The organism is Winogradskyella sp. R77965 (genome assembly GCF_044594915.1).
In the GTDB taxonomy this organism is placed as follows: Bacteria; Bacteroidota; Bacteroidia; order Flavobacteriales; family Flavobacteriaceae; genus Winogradskyella.
In genome coordinates this window covers 1,519,228-1,537,258 of the sequence record NZ_CP138990.1, presented here as the reverse complement: position 1 = coordinate 1,537,258, position 18,031 = coordinate 1,519,228, and the positions used below count along the sequence as shown (strand labels likewise).

11 protein-coding genes are annotated in these 18,031 nt (G+C 32.9%); 1 reads left to right on the top strand and 10 read right to left on the bottom strand.

The window, feature by feature from the left end; translation table 11 throughout:
- Positions 1–39: 39 nt before the first annotated feature.
- The 5 genes from SJY34_RS06865 to SJY34_RS06845 all read right to left on the bottom strand — a co-directional run bounded on the left by SJY34_RS06865 (position 40) and on the right by SJY34_RS06845 (position 12,517).
- Complete coding sequence (locus SJY34_RS06865) at positions 40–4,881, bottom strand: choice-of-anchor L domain-containing protein (protein ID WP_400080472.1); 4,842 nt, start codon at positions 4,879–4,881, stop codon at positions 40–42.
- Between the two features lie 449 nt (positions 4,882–5,330).
- Positions 5,331–7,112 carry a gliding motility-associated C-terminal domain-containing protein gene (locus SJY34_RS06860; RefSeq protein WP_400080469.1) on the bottom strand — a complete coding sequence of 594 codons (1,782 nt, stop codon included), beginning with the start codon at positions 7,110–7,112 and terminating at the stop codon, positions 5,331–5,333.
- A gap of 38 nt (positions 7,113–7,150) precedes the next feature.
- Entirely contained in the window at positions 7,151–10,600 is a 3,450-nt protein-coding gene (locus SJY34_RS06855; protein ID WP_400080466.1) for a T9SS type B sorting domain-containing protein, read from the bottom strand.
- A 109-nt stretch (positions 10,601–10,709) separates the two neighbouring features.
- The gene (locus SJY34_RS06850) at positions 10,710–11,537 is read right to left on the bottom strand and encodes an ABC transporter permease (RefSeq protein ID WP_400080463.1); all 828 of its coding nucleotides are present in this window, start codon (positions 11,535–11,537) and stop codon (positions 10,710–10,712) included.
- Between the two features lie 80 nt (positions 11,538–11,617).
- Positions 11,618–12,517, bottom strand: coding sequence for an ABC transporter ATP-binding protein (locus SJY34_RS06845; RefSeq protein ID WP_400080460.1), 900 nt, complete (start codon positions 12,515–12,517; stop codon positions 11,618–11,620).
- A 137-nt stretch (positions 12,518–12,654) separates the two neighbouring features.
- Between SJY34_RS06845 and SJY34_RS06840 the strand changes: the two genes are divergently transcribed.
- Positions 12,655–13,716, top strand: a complete 1,062-nt coding sequence (locus tag SJY34_RS06840; RefSeq protein WP_400080458.1) for a hypothetical protein — start codon at positions 12,655–12,657, stop codon at positions 13,714–13,716.
- 6 nt (positions 13,717–13,722) lie between these two features.
- On the opposite strand, the gene SJY34_RS06835 is transcribed toward SJY34_RS06840, so the two are convergent.
- The 5 genes from SJY34_RS06835 to SJY34_RS06815 all read right to left on the bottom strand — a co-directional run bounded on the left by SJY34_RS06835 (position 13,723) and on the right by SJY34_RS06815 (position 18,029).
- Entirely contained in the window at positions 13,723–14,253 is a 531-nt protein-coding gene (locus SJY34_RS06835) for an IS1096 element passenger TnpR family protein (protein ID WP_400080455.1), read from the bottom strand.
- Positions 14,254–14,278: 25 nt separating this feature from the next.
- Complete coding sequence (locus SJY34_RS06830; RefSeq protein ID WP_400080453.1) at positions 14,279–15,295, bottom strand: COX15/CtaA family protein; 1,017 nt, start codon at positions 15,293–15,295, stop codon at positions 14,279–14,281.
- Positions 15,282–15,746, bottom strand: a complete 465-nt coding sequence (locus SJY34_RS06825; protein ID WP_400080450.1) for a GNAT family N-acetyltransferase — start codon at positions 15,744–15,746, stop codon at positions 15,282–15,284. The genes SJY34_RS06830 and SJY34_RS06825 overlap by 14 nt, the downstream gene beginning before the upstream one ends.
- Positions 15,746–17,161, bottom strand: a complete 1,416-nt coding sequence (locus tag SJY34_RS06820) for a CCA tRNA nucleotidyltransferase (protein ID WP_400080447.1) — start codon at positions 17,159–17,161, stop codon at positions 15,746–15,748. Before SJY34_RS06820 ends, SJY34_RS06825 begins: the two co-directional genes overlap by 1 nt.
- 163 nt (positions 17,162–17,324) lie before the next feature.
- Complete coding sequence (locus tag SJY34_RS06815) at positions 17,325–18,029, bottom strand: sugar phosphate nucleotidyltransferase (RefSeq protein WP_400080444.1); 705 nt, start codon at positions 18,027–18,029, stop codon at positions 17,325–17,327.
- Between the last annotated feature and the right edge of the window lie 2 nt (positions 18,030–18,031).

The window sequence follows — 18,031 nt, the reverse complement described above, 5'->3', positions numbered from 1 at the left end:
TGTTAATAACCGAATAAAGAAGTTGAATAGCATAAAGAATTATCTTCTCAAAGTAAAATGCCCTTTGACTTGGAAACTAATGCTACCTCGCTTTACATCAGCGACATACCAATAATCGCTAGCTGGCATTTTATGACCATTGTAGTAACCATTCCAACCAGCTGTGCTAGAATTTAATTGTTTTAGGAGTTTTCCATAGCGATCAAAAACACTAACTATTGTACCAGGAAGTGTCTCTATTCCAATAATATGCCAAGTATCAAAATTACCATCGCCATTTGGAGTAAAGAATTTGGGTATATCAACAACTAAGACTTCTTTTGTGACATCAGCACAACCATTAATATCTATAATTCTAACCGTATGGTAGCCCATAGCTACATTTTCAAAAACATTTGATTCTTGAGGTGGAAACTCATCTAACTGATAAAGGTAATCACCAATTCCGCTAATAGTTACTGTAATATTATTTGGATCTGAAAAATCAATAACTTCTGTAACTTCTATAGTCGCAGCCTCAGATTCTGATACTCCGAAAACACGCGTGTTTTTACAACCGAGCTCAGAGGTTACGGTTACCCAATAGGTTCCTATATCTGTAATTTCGATTTCTGGTGTTGTTTCTCCTGTTGACCATAAATATTGGTCTGTTGGGTTATTCGTATTTGCAGAAACTAACAATGGTAAATTATCTAAACAAATTACTTGATCTTCAATATCGATAACAGGTAACGGATTTATAATTGTTGAAAAACTCGTAATACTGTAGCAACCTGTACTACTATTTTCAACGCGAGCATAAATCAATTCATTGTCATAGGCCATATAGTTCGTATCCAAAACTGAATTACCTTCATTAGCTTGCAGTTCAGTATTGTGATAGCTTACAGTAAATGCGTTTGGATTTTGACCGTCTAGAATACTTGAATTTTGCTGTAATAAATTAAATTCTAAAATGCCATCAAAGTCATCATCACAAGCTATTAAGTCGTTAGGCTGATTAGCTATCGGTAATGGATTCACTCTCAGAGTGAACTCATAATACATAGAACAGTGCGTTGTACTATACTCGGTTCTTACAAATAATGTATCATTATTAGTAGTATACGTATAATTTGTGTCTAGAGCATTAATATTAGCTGCGGCATCTGCTTCGTTAGAAAAATAACTAAATAATACATTAGAATTATTATCAACCGCTATTTCATTAATCTCTGTTAAATTAACATTATTAGTGTCATTAGCACATATATTGTGCATAGTGAAATCGTTTATAAGTGGAGGTTGATTAACGATTAACTCTATTGGATGTGTTACATAACAATTAGAAATGGTATTAGTCACCTTAATATAAACGGTCTGTGGATTAGTGCTATTGCTAAAACTTTCTGGATTTGCAATTTCATTACTATTCAATTCTGAATCATCGAAATCAGTGTAGTAACCAATAACAAGATCATCTTGTCTAACATCTAAAATATTAGATTCTGCAGTAGTTAAGTCGAAGGTAAGTGAACCGTCCGTATCGTCATCGCAATCTGACATAGGTTCAATGGGATTCACTGCTGGTGTTTGTACAACATTGATAACAAATGATGTTATAGAATTACATATGGTACCATTATCTATTTGAACAAATATTTGTTGAGGATTTGCGGTATTTGTAAACTCAAGTGGAATACTGTTAGTACTATTTCTGGCATTCTCTTCTGTTGTATAAAATGTAATATTTTCAATACCCGAAATACCATCAGAAATCTCTGTGATTTTAGAAGAAAGGTCTAAAGTTATTGATCCATCAATTGTGGTATCATCACATAAAAACAAATCCGTTGGTTCATTATATTCTGGGTTTGTGCCAACTTCAATAGTGAATGATGAGGTCGTGTAACATGTTTCATCAGAAATATTGTCTACTCTAACATAGATTTGTTGTGGATTACTAATGTTTTCATAAATAGATGTTTTGTCAATGGCATTTACTTTATGAGTAGCATCAGAAGCCTTAAGATAGTAAGATACTTCCTTATCAGTTTGTTCATCTAGTACTTCTTCATCTTTAGTTTCAAAAATGAATTCTCCGATACCATCCGTTTCATTTTCACAATAAATATAATCGTCTATAGTATTAGTTAAGTTGCCGACATAAGGTAGTGCATTTACAATAATATTAAGTTCTTCAGTGGCATAACAGCCTGTTGTACTATTTTCAACACGCATAAAAACCGTTTCTGTTTGCGCATTATAATTAGAAATATTAGTGATAGAATTAGCACCTAAATCAGCATTTTCTAGGCTATTATGAAATGTTACTATTCTATTTGGTACCGTAGAAATAGAGTTAGGAATACTATTGTTTAAATTGATAGTAGAAAAACCATCTCTATCAGCGTCACAGATTATAATATCGTTTGGTTTTTCAGATAGAGGTGCAGGCAATACATTAACCTCAAAAGAATTAACATCTCCACAGCCAGTGGCAATAGAAGTAATTCTTGGATATAAGGTAAAAGGGTTCGTGGTGTTTGTGTATAGAACAGAAAGTTCATTAGTATTATCAGTTGCATCTTCTTCAGTTAAGAAGTAAGTTACACTAAAGCCTTCTGTACCATTAGATACTGCAGCATCAAATTGAGATAAATCAATAGTAGTAATTCCGTCTTGGTCTTCATCACAAGTGTTTAGACTTATAACAGATTCAAATTTAGTAATTGGTAATAGTATTAATTCAATTTGCGCTTCATCACTGCATGTAGGACTCTCTAAAGCTAAATATATAGTTTGAGGATTACTCTTATTCTCGTACGATATACCTTGGTTGATTGGATTTACTTGATTGTCTCTATCATCTTCAGTTTCGTAAAAAACAACAGTGATATCTGGTAACTCATTAATTATGTCAATTGCAATATCGCCAAAATTGAATTCTTCAACTTCATCATCATCTATATCACATACAGTAATATCTCTAATATTAGTTGCGGTTAATAATAAGTTTGTATGAATTTCAATCGGCGTTATAGACGCACAACCTGTGGAGTTGCTTTCAACTCTTATAAACACTATCTGCTCATTAACATTTATATTTTCATAGTTGGTATCATCTGTAATTGGATTAGCACCACTAAGTGCTTCTTCTTCGGTAACATGAAATGTAACCGAAACATTAGTTAATCCATTTAATACATCTGGAATGATTGAAGTTAAATCAAAATTAGCGAATCCATCATGGTCATCATCGCAAGCATCTATATAATGATCTTCAGTGTTAATTACAGGATTTTCTAAAACAGTAATATCTAAAGTTGTTGTAGTGCTACAACCGGTTTGAGGATTTGTAATGCTAACAAATAATTGTTCATTTACACCAGTAGTTGTATAGGGCATTGGTATAGCGTTACTAGTAGAAGCTGCATCTGCTGCAGTGTTATGGTATGTAACTACTAAATCTGTTTGTCCATTGGTAATTTCATCATCTTTTAGTGTGTTTAAATTTATAGCGACAAGTCCATCTGCAGTTTGATCATCACATACTTCTAAAGGTGTTGGGTTTACAATTGCAGGTATTTGATTAACATTCAAATTTATGGTTGAAAATGCCAAACAACCATTACTAGTATCTTCAATTCTTACATGAATTATTTGAGGATTTAACGTATTTTGAATCGGACTTGTAATTGCATTATTATTGCTAAGGGCATCAGAACTAGTATTGTGATAAGAAAACACATAATTTGCTGAAGGTACAGAAGCTAAAACTTCGGCATCCTTGGTTGATAAATCAAACATTTCGAAACCGTCATTACTTAAATCATCGCATAAATTATAATCTGAAATAGGCTCAGAAGATTGTGTAGAACTCAAGATAAGGTTAATGTCATCTTCAATTATACATGTTCCGCCAGCAAAAGGAAGTTCAATTTCTACACGATAGTTTCCTGATTGTATAGCATTAAAAGTTACTTGATTTGCTGAAGCAATAAGCACATTATCTAAATACCAAGAGTAGGTGGCATCAGGATTATTAATATTTCCATCTAGAAGTACATTGCTGGCACATGTAGAAAAATCTTCGCCTAAATCTACTTTGGAATCAAAACTATTGCCTTCAATAAAAACAGCAGAATCAAAATTTTCATCATTCTGATCAGCAATTACCAATTTAATTTGATATTGCACATTTGGTTGAATAGTTGCTTTAGCAGAAAGAACAGTAGTTCTTCCATTATAGTTTGTATCACCTAAATTGTAACCGTCAAAATATTCTTCGTTTGAAGCTCCACAAAAACCTACTATTTCATCATGCACTGTATTGGTGTTCACAGGAGTTGTGGTTCCTGGAACTAATGCAATATTTATATATGGATTAGATGTACCAGCCTCGCGAATTAAAAATGCGAAACCGTCGGAATATTCACAGGGATTATTACCAAAATATTCTTCAGAAGCTAATATGTAATTAAATTGTATTTGGTTGGAAATTGAAATAAAATCAAATTCTATAGAAGTGGCATTAAATAAACCGGTAATTCCTAGAGCAGTTTCTAAATCACTATCTGTTCCCCATGTGTCATCACCATCGTTTAGAATGGCATTATTTTGTGCGTTTCCTGCAGCATTGGCATTTCCTGTTGTTAATACAATTCCGTTTTGAAATGGGAAGGATGAAGCACCTCTTTCAAAATAACCAAAGCTCCCTAGACCGATTGAACTTCCATTGATAGGTGAAGATATATTGGATACTTCAACGCAACCTTGAATTAACGTATTTTGAATTAAACCTTGAGGTGAAACAGTATTGTCTACTGTTATTCGTTGCGCATAGATTGTACTGCAAACAAAGTATAGAAATAGACAGAGGGACAGATTAATATATTTCATCAACTTCGGTTAAGTTTAAAAGCTTGTATGTGGATGGATTTGGGGCTATCACTATCATATGCTTAATGCGCGGGAAAAATAGGTGTAATAAAGATGAAATACAAAAAAATACGATGAAATACTTTAAATGTTAACATTTGAAACGAATTCATTGATATTTTTATATAAAAAAGACCTCTGGCCGAGGTCTTTTTCCCAAATTGAATTCTAAGACCTTTACCATTTAATGTAAAATGTCTCTTAACCTGAAACTCAATATTATTAAATTTTAATTTGAAACAATGGATTAATTTATATCTGTAATTTCAGTATAAATACTTATAAATTTTGAGGGGAATAATTTTAAATACGGAGGGACTCAATAGTCACTAACTGTGAATAGTATAAAAATAAAAGAAGTGAACCACAACCACAAAAAAATAAGATGAACGACTTAAAATTTTAACATTCTAATAGTTTACATAAACCCAACCAACCATTGGTTTATAATTTGGATCATTCAAATTTAAAATATAATAATAGGTGCCAATAGGTACAATATTGCCATGGTTGTTAAGACCTCTATTTACTTTGCCACGCCAAGGCTTATCATTATTACCTTCAAAAACCATATCTCCATAGCGGTTATAGACCTGGAGTTGGTGTTCTGTAAAAATATTATACAAGCCTTGAATATTAAACCAATCGTTGTAAGAGTCTTCGTTTGGTGAAAATCCTTCAGGAATGGATGGAGGACAATTTTCAATGGTTAAATTGAATTGAAAAATTTCATAGCATGGTGGACTTGCCACTCTTAGGTATATAGTTTCGGGAATAGAAGTGTTAGTATAGTCACTTGGAATTAATATGCTATTAGACTCGGTTTCTAAATCTTCTATTGAATTATAAAAAGCAATATCTTCTTCGTTATAATCTAAACTTTCTATAGCATCAAAGAAGTTGTATCTTGAGATTTCAAAACCTTCATTACAACCAACAAGATTAGGTAAAAAAGTAATATCAGGAATGATTAGTAATTCAATATTTTCAAAAGTAACATTGTTATCTTCATTGGTTTCGGTAACAGTTCCCATCATGTTTCCATCATCGTCAACAACAGCAACAACAGTTAAACTTGGGTCAATATCATTTGGCACCATAACACTGATAGAACTGCTCTCACTAGCATCTATTGCAATATCATTTGCGGTCTGACTTTGACCTATTAAAAGGCCATTTAAATAAAATGCAATTGGTGTATTGGCTGTTAAAATATCAGTGCTATTGTTATTATAAACGGTATAAAAAAGTTCAATACTATTATCACCACAATTCACAATATTATCATCAATACTTATCGTTGCATCTGGTAACTGACTGTTTAAAACAGTGATGATATTATTAATCATTACAAAATCTTTTCCAGATGTAAGTGTAATGGTTGCTGAGGTATCGCCTATATTTATATTATTCTGAATACTATATACATCAATATCCATGTTATATAAATTGGTCGCATTAGTAAATGAATTGGTGCCATTGAATGCATTGTTAGCAGGATTTAAAGGGAAATTACTAATCACATTTCCGTTAATTGTTAATTGCTCATTAACGGCTAGATTTCTATCACCTTCCCACGCAATAAAACCAATTTTCGCATCTTCATTATCTAAAACATTAAGGTTGTCTAAATTAATACTTAAAAATGTCGGTACACTTTGTAAACCATCATAAACATTAAGCTGATTGAGTGGTAAACTAGTATCTTCATAAATAATTGTTATTGCCCATCCACCAAAATTAGTGCCTGAATCACAATAAGGTATAATGGTTGTGGTCAAATCAAAATCTGAAATTGTATACGTCGTATTACCTTGAGAGGTTATAATATCTGTAACATCCGCAAAAGCAGCAAAAAAAACACGTGTAGCGTCCAGAGCATCGCTAAAGTTACGCTCAGCAGCCACTGTTATACCGTTTAATGAGATGTCTAAATCACCATCACCAGAGCCAGCCCAATATAAATAGGCAGCTACTATATTTTGATTTGAGTTGAGATTTAAACTTGAAGATGATGATGTAAGTATAGAACAAGATCCACCAGAACCATTCTCAATAGTATTTAGCGTATTGCCAATAGCTGTGTAATCGTAACGTCCATTAAATTGTTGATATAAAGAAATGTCTTGTGCATATACCAAATAGGCAGCAAAAAATAAGACAGAACATAATATGTGCTGGACGCTTTTCAAAGTTACGATTTGATAAAACTAAATTACACTTTTTAAATTTACCGCTTCAAAGTAAAATGGCTAGTAAAAGTCCGTCCATCTTGCAGCTTAACTTTAAACCAATAATCATTGTTTGGCATTAAATCACCGTTAAAAGTACCATCCCAACCAACACCTAATGGATCGAGTTCTTTTAAAAGCTTTCCGTAGCGATCGAATATAAAAATTACAGAACCTGCTTGGAAATTATTGTTAATACCGCGAACTTGCCAATAATCGTTTTTTGAGTCGTTATTTGGAGTAAAAAACTTTGGGAAACCAATGACTGAGACTGACGCTTCCGTAATACCACAATTATTTTTATCTCTTACAAAAACGGTATATAAACCTGGCTGAACATCTTCAAAAGTATTACTATTTTGATAAGGTCCATCACTGTTATTTAAGGCATATTCGTAGTCGCCTTCACCACTCACAATAATCGAAATAGAATTATTTTCCGAAGCATCAACAATTTCTATATCTTCAATAGTGGCAATATTAGATGGTAAAACCCTTATAGTTCTGTCTTTAAAACAGCCATTGGCATTTGAGACTCTAACTGTGTAGTTGCCAGGTGCATTTACCTCAATAGTTGATGTGTCCTCACCAGTTGACCATAGGTAATAATAATTGTTTGGCAAATCATCAACAACACCACCATTTAATTGAATTGGTTCTGGAAAAAAGTTGAGACAATATGAAGTTTCAAATTCAGTTTCAAGATTTGGTAATTTAAAAACAGTGAGTTCTATTTCGCTTATACCATAACATGCATTAGAGTTTTCAACCCTTGCATATATGGTTTGGTTGTAAGGAATGGTATTGGTGAAATTTGCACCAAGTGGGTTAGACTCAATTAGAGCTTCCTCATAAGTTTCGTAGTACTCTATATCTAAATCAGCAGGAGCAGCAGCCAAAACGGTAGCATTGGCATCTAAAAGATTAAAGGACCTGAGACCATCTTCAGTACCATCGTCATCACAGGCTTGTAAACTGGCATTGTTAGATGAAGTTGTACTTACTTCTAATGAGACTTCGCTAAAGCTAAAACAACCTGTATTATTATTTGTTACTCTAGTGTAAATAATCTGTGGATTGAAAGAATTATCAAAAGCTTCAGGGTTTTCAATTTCATTTAATTGATCTTCTGCTTCGGTTTCAGACAAGTAGAACTGCACACTGACATCTGCAGTATTGCCCATTATATCATCCGAAAATTGAGATATGTTGAATGTGGTAAGTCCTTCAGGAATTCCGTCTTCGTCACATTGTACAATAGTAATATCATTTGCAATTGGTACTTCATTTATAATAAGTTCAAAACGATCTGTGCTGTAACATGTGGTATTTGTGGTGTTTTCTATTCTAACAAAAATAATTTCTTTAAAAGCATCAGTATTTCTATAATTTAAAGGTAACGGATCTGTATTCTCATTCGCATGTTCTTGCGTGGCATGAAAACTAACTTCAATATTTTGTTGTTCACCTACTATATTCGGAATAAGTTCTGATAAATCTGCAGTTGCAATGCCATCCATTGTATCGCCCTCATTATCACAAAATTCAATAGTATTAAGTTGATTGATTTGAGGTGTGTTAAATACTTCAACATCAAATGTGGTAATATCAAAACAGTTGGTATTGTTAACATTGTCTACTCTCACATAAATAGTTTGAGGATTTCTAAAGTTTTCATATGGAAATACTATTTCATTTTCTCTATTGGTTGCATCATCAATAGTCTCATAGTAACCAACACTAAAGTCTCCAGGTGTTTGGTTGAGTAGTGCTTCTTCATCTTTATTGCTAAAAAAGAATGTCGCCATACCATCGTTAAACGCATCATCACAAACCGTAACATCCGTCATTGGATTTGCAACAGGAATGTCATAAAATCCAACCACAGCTCTACCTTCAATGGGACATTCTCCATTGTTCGGTTCAATATATAATTCATAAAAACCAGAAGTGTCTACAAATAATTCGAATGAATCCTCGTCTAATGGATTACCAAGTGAATCTTCTGTCAATGGATTACCATCAACGGTCCAAAAATAATCGGCCCCTTCAATGTCATCCGCTACAAGTGTATAATTATCTCCGGCACAAAGTTTTAATTCTGTAGTACTTGAGCCGTTTCCAATGATATCTATTTCAGAATTGAATAAGGATTGAATAAATGGAGGTAATCCTAATTGACTTATGTTTTGTCCTAATCCATTAATATCTAATAAAACGCCTTGTTCGTTATAGTTAGCCGCTAAACCATCTGCTTCTGGATTTTCGATAACACCCAAATATCGATTAGCTCCAGTGTTATTCTGAAACTCGAATTGTGCTCTATATATTCTTCTATCTATACCTAGTTGTAATGCGCCAGCACTAATAGTTGAAGATGAATGTATTGTAACAGCAGAGTTTGGAATATCTGCAGCTTCTAAATCCCATTGCAATAGTAGATTTTGTCCTGCAACGCCAATGGTTGCATATGCTTTTTTATTTTCAGCAGAAAATTCAACGCCATAGGGACTAGAGTTACTTTGTGGACTGTAAAGTTCTAAATGATTAGAAACGATACCTGTTTCATTATTGAAATCATATAAATCAACACTTCCAGCGGCATTTTCACCGGCAACGGTTGCATAACCAAAATTAGCAGCCATGAGTTTTGAAGCATCAGGCGATGCTTTTAAGTAGCCTAAAGCGTTACGCCTATAGCCAGATACAGGTACGTTTGGTCCAACCGTTGAGATTACTGGATTAGGATCTACACCATTTACATCTACTTTAAAAGCATAAAATTTATCTGTAAAATGAGTTATGACCCAAAAAGACGAACAGTCTTCAGCGCGAACGGCTGTGATTTTTTCAGAACATTTGTAGCGTACTTCTAATTCGTCATTAGCGTCATAGGTTCTAAGTTCAATATTTTTTTCTGTATCTACAACATCACCTAAACCTCCGTTTAGAGTCATATCGACTAGAGAGTAATTGAAACCATTATTAAAGCCATCATCATCTGTTGGTATTGTTTGTCCGTTGATGTAAGGTCCAAGAAACTTATTAGGATAAACAGCAGCATTTTCATGGTGAGGTTCGTCAACCGTAAAAATATAATACTGGTTGGGATCTTCTGGCTTAGGTACAATAAGACCAGAGGATGTACTAGAAGGATCTCCTAAAAGTCCTGTACCACCAAAATAATCACCATTAGACATTGTTTGATGATTTTGGTTCCAAACCGTTCTACCATCTGTATAAAAGACCAAGTTACCATCAGTATCTGAAATAGAGGTGCAGCCTTCTAAAGTATTAATTTGGCCATCGGTAATTCCGGTAACGGTGCCAGAGACTGTGTCAAAGCGTAAACCAGCATTTTGTCCAAAGTACCAATATGAAGCTTCATTTTGCCCAAATATTAGGGAGCAAAAAGTAACCGAAAGAATCGTAAAATATATCTTTTTCATAATAGCTTTGGTGTATAGCAAACACACTAGTCAATACTATAGAACAATTAGAACTCAAAAAGTCCTCGGTTTAGTATTAAAAACTAAATAGCAATGGCTACCAAAGATATTATAAATCTCGCTTTTTTAGTAATCGATAGGATAAAAAGATAAAAAGAGCTGTCCAACCAAGAACGATTGCAATTTCATACCAATGCACAGCGTAGTCATAGACAATATCGGTCTTTTCTGGGAATTTGGTCATTACTATACGCTGAATAGGCTGATCTATAAGTTTGTACATAGATTCTAAAGGCATAAAGTTTTTAACCTTAAAAGCTGAATCCGCATTACCAAAAGCTTCATATGCTCCCCAAAATACAATCCATTCAAAAAGATAAAGGATGACTAAGAAACCTAAAGCAAAAGCTGAACGCTTTACAAGCATACCAAAGAATAAACATAAACTGAAGAAACCTACAAGTTTAACGAAATAGGCTAATAAGAATTCTATTTCTCTAAAAATTATAGAAGCCTCTGTGTAACTAGAATAATATAAACCAATTAAGAATGTTGCGACACCAATTAAAACAGTGGCACATAATGAAAAGAATACAATGGTATAGAACTTAGAAAGTATAAACTCCTTTTTACTTAAACCATCGATGAGGTTTTGTTTTAAGGTTTTGTTGCTATATTCATTACCAATCATACTTACCACTACAATAGCAAAGAAAAACTTAAAATAGGACGCAAAGAATGTGGTAATATGCCAAATAATTGGGAAGTTAAAAATTCCCAATTCACCTAATTCTAGGGTAAAGAAGCCAAAGAAATTAATCTTAATGGATGATAAAACTAATACTGTAAATGGTAATATAAAGGATACAAAAATTAAAATACGGCTCACTTTATTGAGCCAAAGTTTTTGTAATTCTAATTGTATAAGACGTAACATAGTATTGATTGGTTTTGCATATACCTCTAACAGGAATTATGCTGTTTTTTGACCCTTCGACTGCGCTCAGGACAAGTTGATTAATTTAAATTATCGGTTAATTGTAAAAATTGCTCTTCTAAACTCTCTTTTCGTTTCACTAAATGTGAAAGTAGAATGCCTTTCTCGAACATTAATTGATTAAACTCTGGTGCTGACATAGGCTCATTTAAAAAGGCTGTAACTAACTCGTCTTCAACTTTTACGTTGCCAAAGTTTGGATGTCCTTCTAAAAAAGTCAATAGCTCTTGATGCTTTTCGGCTTTTAATTCAAAGAAACCATGGCTATTTATCATTTCGTCAACTCTACCAGAATACAATTTTTCACCCTTTCTCAAAACCACAACGTGTGAGCATACTTTCTCAACTTCATCGAGCAGGTGAGAAGCCAGTAAAATAGTTGTGCCATCTTTGGCAATATCCTTAATAATTTGCCGTATTTGATGAATCCCTTGTGGGTCGAGTCCATTTGTAGGTTCATCTAAGATTAAAATTTCAGGATCGTTGAGCAATGCAGAAGCTATTGCCAAACGCTGTTTCATACCTAAGGAATAGGTTTTGAATTTATGGTCTTTTCTATCGAGTAAACCTACGACTTCTAATTTTTCTTCAATTTTACTGTAGTCAACACCTTTTATTTTACAGACTAGCTTTAAATTCTGTTCGGCTGTCATGTAAGGATAAAAGTTAGGTCGCTCTATAATAGCTCCAACTTGTTTTAAGGCGCTGTGTGTTGTGGTATTTCCATCAAACCAATGGAAATCTCCGTTGGTTTTATTGACTACATTTAGCACTATGCCTAAGGTTGTGGATTTACCACTTCCGTTTGGTCCTAGTATACCATAAACATTACCTTTATTAATGGTGAAACTTAAATCTTTAACGGCTGTGAGATAGCCAAATTTTTTCGTAAGATTATTGATTGTAAGGATTGGCTCCAAGATTGATTGGTTTTTAAATACTAAACAGCCCTGCTGAAAACTCTAGGTGACTATTAAATATTGGTTGATTATAAAGGTAAGACGATTCAGTCATTTATTTGTTACAATTATTTCAATAAAACCCTTAAATTTAGAAAATGGAAGAGGATTTAAAAATATCAAAGCGAAAACCTTCGTACCCAATTTCTAGCCAATTAGATGCCTATCTTTCTAATTATAGAAGAAATATAGATTTGCCCATTTTTTATTCAGATTTATTGCGTTTTCAGGGTTCTGTTGTTGTCTATGATAAAAACGATGAAGACACATTGTGGGTTAGGGTTTATTACAATGAATATGAACGCGAAGAAATAGATTTGAGTTTAAAGCAAGTGTATTCTAGTTTAATTTCTGATGGAAGTCAAGGTATTTTAAAATATCTAAATGTTGATGCTATAGATTTTTGCACTTTCGGTAATTCAAAACCATTTAGAATAAAAGTTAGGAATATTCTTAATGATAATTATACCTATTTCTATGTGAAAAAGGCAGATGCTTCTAGAATATACGGGTTAGAGTTGGAGCATATGTTATCACCATATAATCTAAATTTTTTGGTTTGTAGAGATACTTTAATAGAAGAACATATTGCAGGAATTCCAGGAGATGAGTTTATAAAAAGCATGCTTAATGATTGTAATTCTTCAGAGAAATCTCAAATAGCAAAGGAGTTTGTGAAGTTTAATGAGCGTTGTATGATTAGGCTTTTAGGAGATATGCGTTCTTATAATTATGTAATTGTGCCTACGCACGATTTTGACCATGTGGTCTTTAAGATTAGAGCAATTGATTTTGATCAACAGTGTTATGAAGGCAATTTAAAAATTTATAGACCACAATTTTTTAAAGAAAATTATAAAATGGTGGAATTAGTACGAGATAAAATTCAGAAAGAATCTATAGACCAATATAAAATTGAAGAGCGTTCTATTGTTGCAAAGCGAATGATTAGTTTTCACGATCGCATAAACGCATTATTACATTGTATGGAAACTGATGAACTCTCTATAAAGAAGCATATAGATTTACTCAAAGAAGACATTTACAATTATACTTTAGATGTAAATTTCAGAAAAAGTGAAACTATGGGACAAGTGGTTAAAAATGCACTCGACTTTGTAAAGCGAAATTATGAAGGGATTAATCCGAAGCCTTTTTAACAAGGCTTAATTCCAATTCTCATCAAAATTTAAATTATCATAGTCGTCAAGATCTAAATCGGCATCATCCCGATAACTATCGGGATCATTAAAACTTTCTTCCTCCTCGGCTTCAAATGTTTTTTCTGGTGCTTCATCCGGTATCTGACCATGAACATACATTAGATTTGGATAGTCTGTACCTTGTGCTTCCTCAACAATTTCACCCAATTCTACATAAAAGGTCCACATGTTCATAAAATCGTAAACATATATTAATCTCGTAGCGGCTTCATGTATAATCTCATTAATGATAGTTTCGTTCATCATCTTAACCTTATTGCCAACTTCGCTCATATCCATCATGGCAATTTCTTCACCTTGATTCCACTCGTCGTCACTGACATAAAATGATGCCATTTCCATGCCATCAAATCCAAAAGATTGGGTTATGATATTGTGTAGGTCTTCCATAGTATCGCCTTCGCGGATTTCTAAATCACGGAAAACATCATCTTCGGTATCATTATCTAGTATAACTCTAAATCTATATATCATGCTGCAAAGTTAATCGATTTTTTAATTATTTACTGAAACGATGTAATGTAAAAATCATGACGCTTAATAAAATAAATGCACCTACTTGATGTAGTACACCTAACCAAACAGGTACTGCGTAAATCAACGTTAAAACACCTAATAAAAACTGAATACCAACCATTATTAAAAGGCCATTAATTCCTTTAGTCTGCAGAGCTGTTAATGTCATTCGTTTTGCTTTGTACCATATTAATATTATAAAAATGACGACAACGTAAGCTAAAGTTCGGTGTACAAACTGTACACCACTTTTACCTTCAATAAAGTTTAAATACGTTGGGTTTTGTTCTGTATATACGGTTTCATGAATGAGTTTACCTTCATTCATAAATGGCCAATTATTATGAATCCAACCAGCATCTAAACCGGCTACAAAAGCACCATATATAATTTGAATTACGAGCACTACTAAACCTATTCTAATAAAATTTCGGAATTTCTTTTCAACCACTTTTTTATCAGGAAATATTAAATCTAAAGCGACCCAAAATGTATATGCAAAAGTTAGAAAAGCTGTGGTTAGGTGAGCGGCAAGTCTGTAATGACTAACATCTGGTCGATCTACCAAACCACTTTTCACCATATACCAACCTAAAAATCCTTGAAAACCTCCCATAATAAGAAGTATGACTGCTTTTTTTATGGTTGATTTGGTAAGTCGTTTTCGAATTAAAAAATAGAGGAATGGAATAATGAAAACCAAGCCTATGAAACGACCGATTACTCTATGAATCCATTCCCAAAAGTATATATCTTTAAACTCTTCTAGATTCATGTTGTAGTTCAACTTCTGATATTCTGGATATTGCTTGTAAAGATCAAACGCTTCATTCCATTCTACAGCATTCATAGGCGGAATGGTTCCTGAAATTAACTTGTAGTTAGAAATTGATAACCCAGAATGTGTCAGTCTTGTAATTCCTCCGACAATTACCATTATAAAAATTAAAATACAACCTATAAGTAGCCAATAGAAGACTCCTTTATTATCCTTCTTCATTTTTTAATATTTTTTCAAAACACAAACTATTTTCAATGCCTAAGTATTGACCATAATTCGGTGTGATTTTATATAAATTCTTTTTATAAAACTGAACAGCTTCAGTTTGCCTAATGCCAGTTTCTAGTACACAAGACGAAAAACCTAGTTCTTTAGCCCAATCTTCAAGTTCATTTAAAATTTGTGTCGCAATTCCTTTTCCGCGAGTTTCAGTTGAAGTGTACATGCGCTTTATTTCTACACTAGTTTTATTAAATGCTTTAAAAGCACCACAGCCAGCTGGTTTGTCATTCAAATAAGCAATAACGACATGATTTAATGTATCTATAGAATTGAACTGATTATAAAAACCGTGTTCATCACCGTCAGTTATTTTTAAATACGCATCAAGCTGTTTTACTAAACCTATAAAGTCTTTATCTTCTGAATTTGTTCTAATGAGTTTTATCATTATTCATTGACTTTAAGTCCTAAATTTTTTCCTTTTTCTAACATCAGCTGAAAAGCGGCACCATGCTCATTCGGAATCTCACCTTCTAAAATAGCTTCTTTAATGGCTTCTTTAATAACTCCAATTTCTCTCGAAGGTTTCAGGTTAAAAGTTTTCATAATTTCTTCACCTGTAACTGGTGGTTGAAAATTTCGAATATGGTCACGTTCCTCAACTTCAACTATTTTTTCTCTAACTTTTTGAAAATTATTGTGATATCTTTTAAATTTCTTAGGATTCTTAGTTGTGATATCTGCTTCGCAAAGGGTCATTAAATCATCAACATAATCACCAGCATCAAAAACCAATCGACGGACAGCAGCATCTGTGACATCTGTCGCTAAGACAATTGGTCGCGAACTCATAAATACCATTTTCTGTACAAATTTCATTTTGTCATTCAATGGCATTTTAAGGCGTTTGAATAATTTATAGACCATTTTAGATCCTACAAATTCATGAGCATGGAATGTCCAACCAATTGTTTTATGAAACTTCTTAGTTGGTGCTTTTCCTATATCATGCAAAAGTGCAGCCCAACGCAACCATAAGTTATCTGTTGTTTTGGCAATATTATCAACAACTTCTAAAGTGTGATAGAAATTATCTTTATGACGTTGACCTTCAATTTCATCTATACCTTTTAAAGCGGTAAGCTCAGGTAGAATATAATTTAATAAGCCTGTTTTTTCGAGCAGAATAAAACCGATAGATGGTGTTTGGCTTTCAAGGATTTTATGTAACTCTGTTACAATACGTTCCTTAGTGATAATTTTTATTCGAGCTTTATTATCAGTAATAGCTTTGAGTGACGAATCTTCAATATTAAAGTTAAGCTGTGTTGCAAAACGAATGGCGCGCATCATGCGTAAAGGGTCATCACTATAAGTTATATCTGGGCTTAAAGGTGTTCTTATAATCCCTTTATCTAAATCACTAATACCATTAAATGGATCTAATAAATCGCCAAAACTATCCTTATTTAAACTTAAGGCTAATGCATTTATAGTAAAGTCACGTCGATTTTGGTCATCCTCTAAAGTACCATTTTCTACAACAGGATTTCTGCTATCTTCCGTATAACTTTCTTTACGTGCACCTACAAATTCAATCTCAATATCATCGTAGCGTAACATGGCAGTTCCGTAGGTTTTAAAAACTTGAACCTTTGGTTGGTTTGGTAGATTTTTAGCGACTTGTTTTGCTAATTTAATACCACTACCAACAGCGACAATATCAATATCTTTTGCATCACCGCGTTCTAACAAATAATCGCGCACAAAACCACCAATAACAAAGCTATCCATCTTAAATTCTTCAGCAGATTTCGAAATGATATCGAAAATATTATGTTTTAATGCGCGTTTGTGATTCATATCGTTATTACACCAATAGTTATTCTAATTTTAAAAAGAAAATAACTGTATTTTTTAGCTTTGCAAAGATACGATACAAGGCTAATCTTTTAAAATGAATATGACGCTTTTTGTAGTGAAAGTATGATTTAGTATTTTGAAATACCAGTTTACAAATTTTGTTCTAAAACTTTATGTGTTCTATATCTTTTTGGGCTTTTTCAAAATCTTCGTGTTTTCCAATATCTAACCAATAATTTAAAATTGGATAATTAATGATTTTTTTACCTTCTGCCAATAAGATTTCAATTAAGTCTGTGGCATTAAAAAAGGTGTTTTCTGGTATTAAATCTAAAAATTCTTTTTTAAATATATAGATACCTGCATTAGAGTAATAGGTGTAGGAAGGTTTTTCTTTTAAGTCTGTTACATAGCCCGCTTTGGTTTCTATCACACCATGAGGAATATTAACTTTATAAGGGATAGTTGCTATTAAAGCATCTCCTTCTTTTGAAAGAAAATCATTAAAAACGGTATTAAAGTTTACATTAGTAAGTAAATCAGCATTCATTACCAATATATAATCTTTTTTAAAATTTTCTTTTAGTTTTAGTGCACCAATAGTACCTAACGCTTTATCCTCTTTAATAAAATTGAATTCAATTTGATGGCCATTATTATCTTTAAAATAGGAGATTATTTGGTCTCCTAAATAGTTGACTGTAATATGTATATGTTTTATGCCATAAGATGCCAAAAGATCTGTGTTATATTCAATTATTGGCTTTTTTCCTATTTTTAAAAGCGGTTTTGGAGTGCGCTCTGTTAATGGCATTAGACGTTCGCCTTTGCCTCCTGCCATAATTACAACATCTATTTTATTAAGCATCG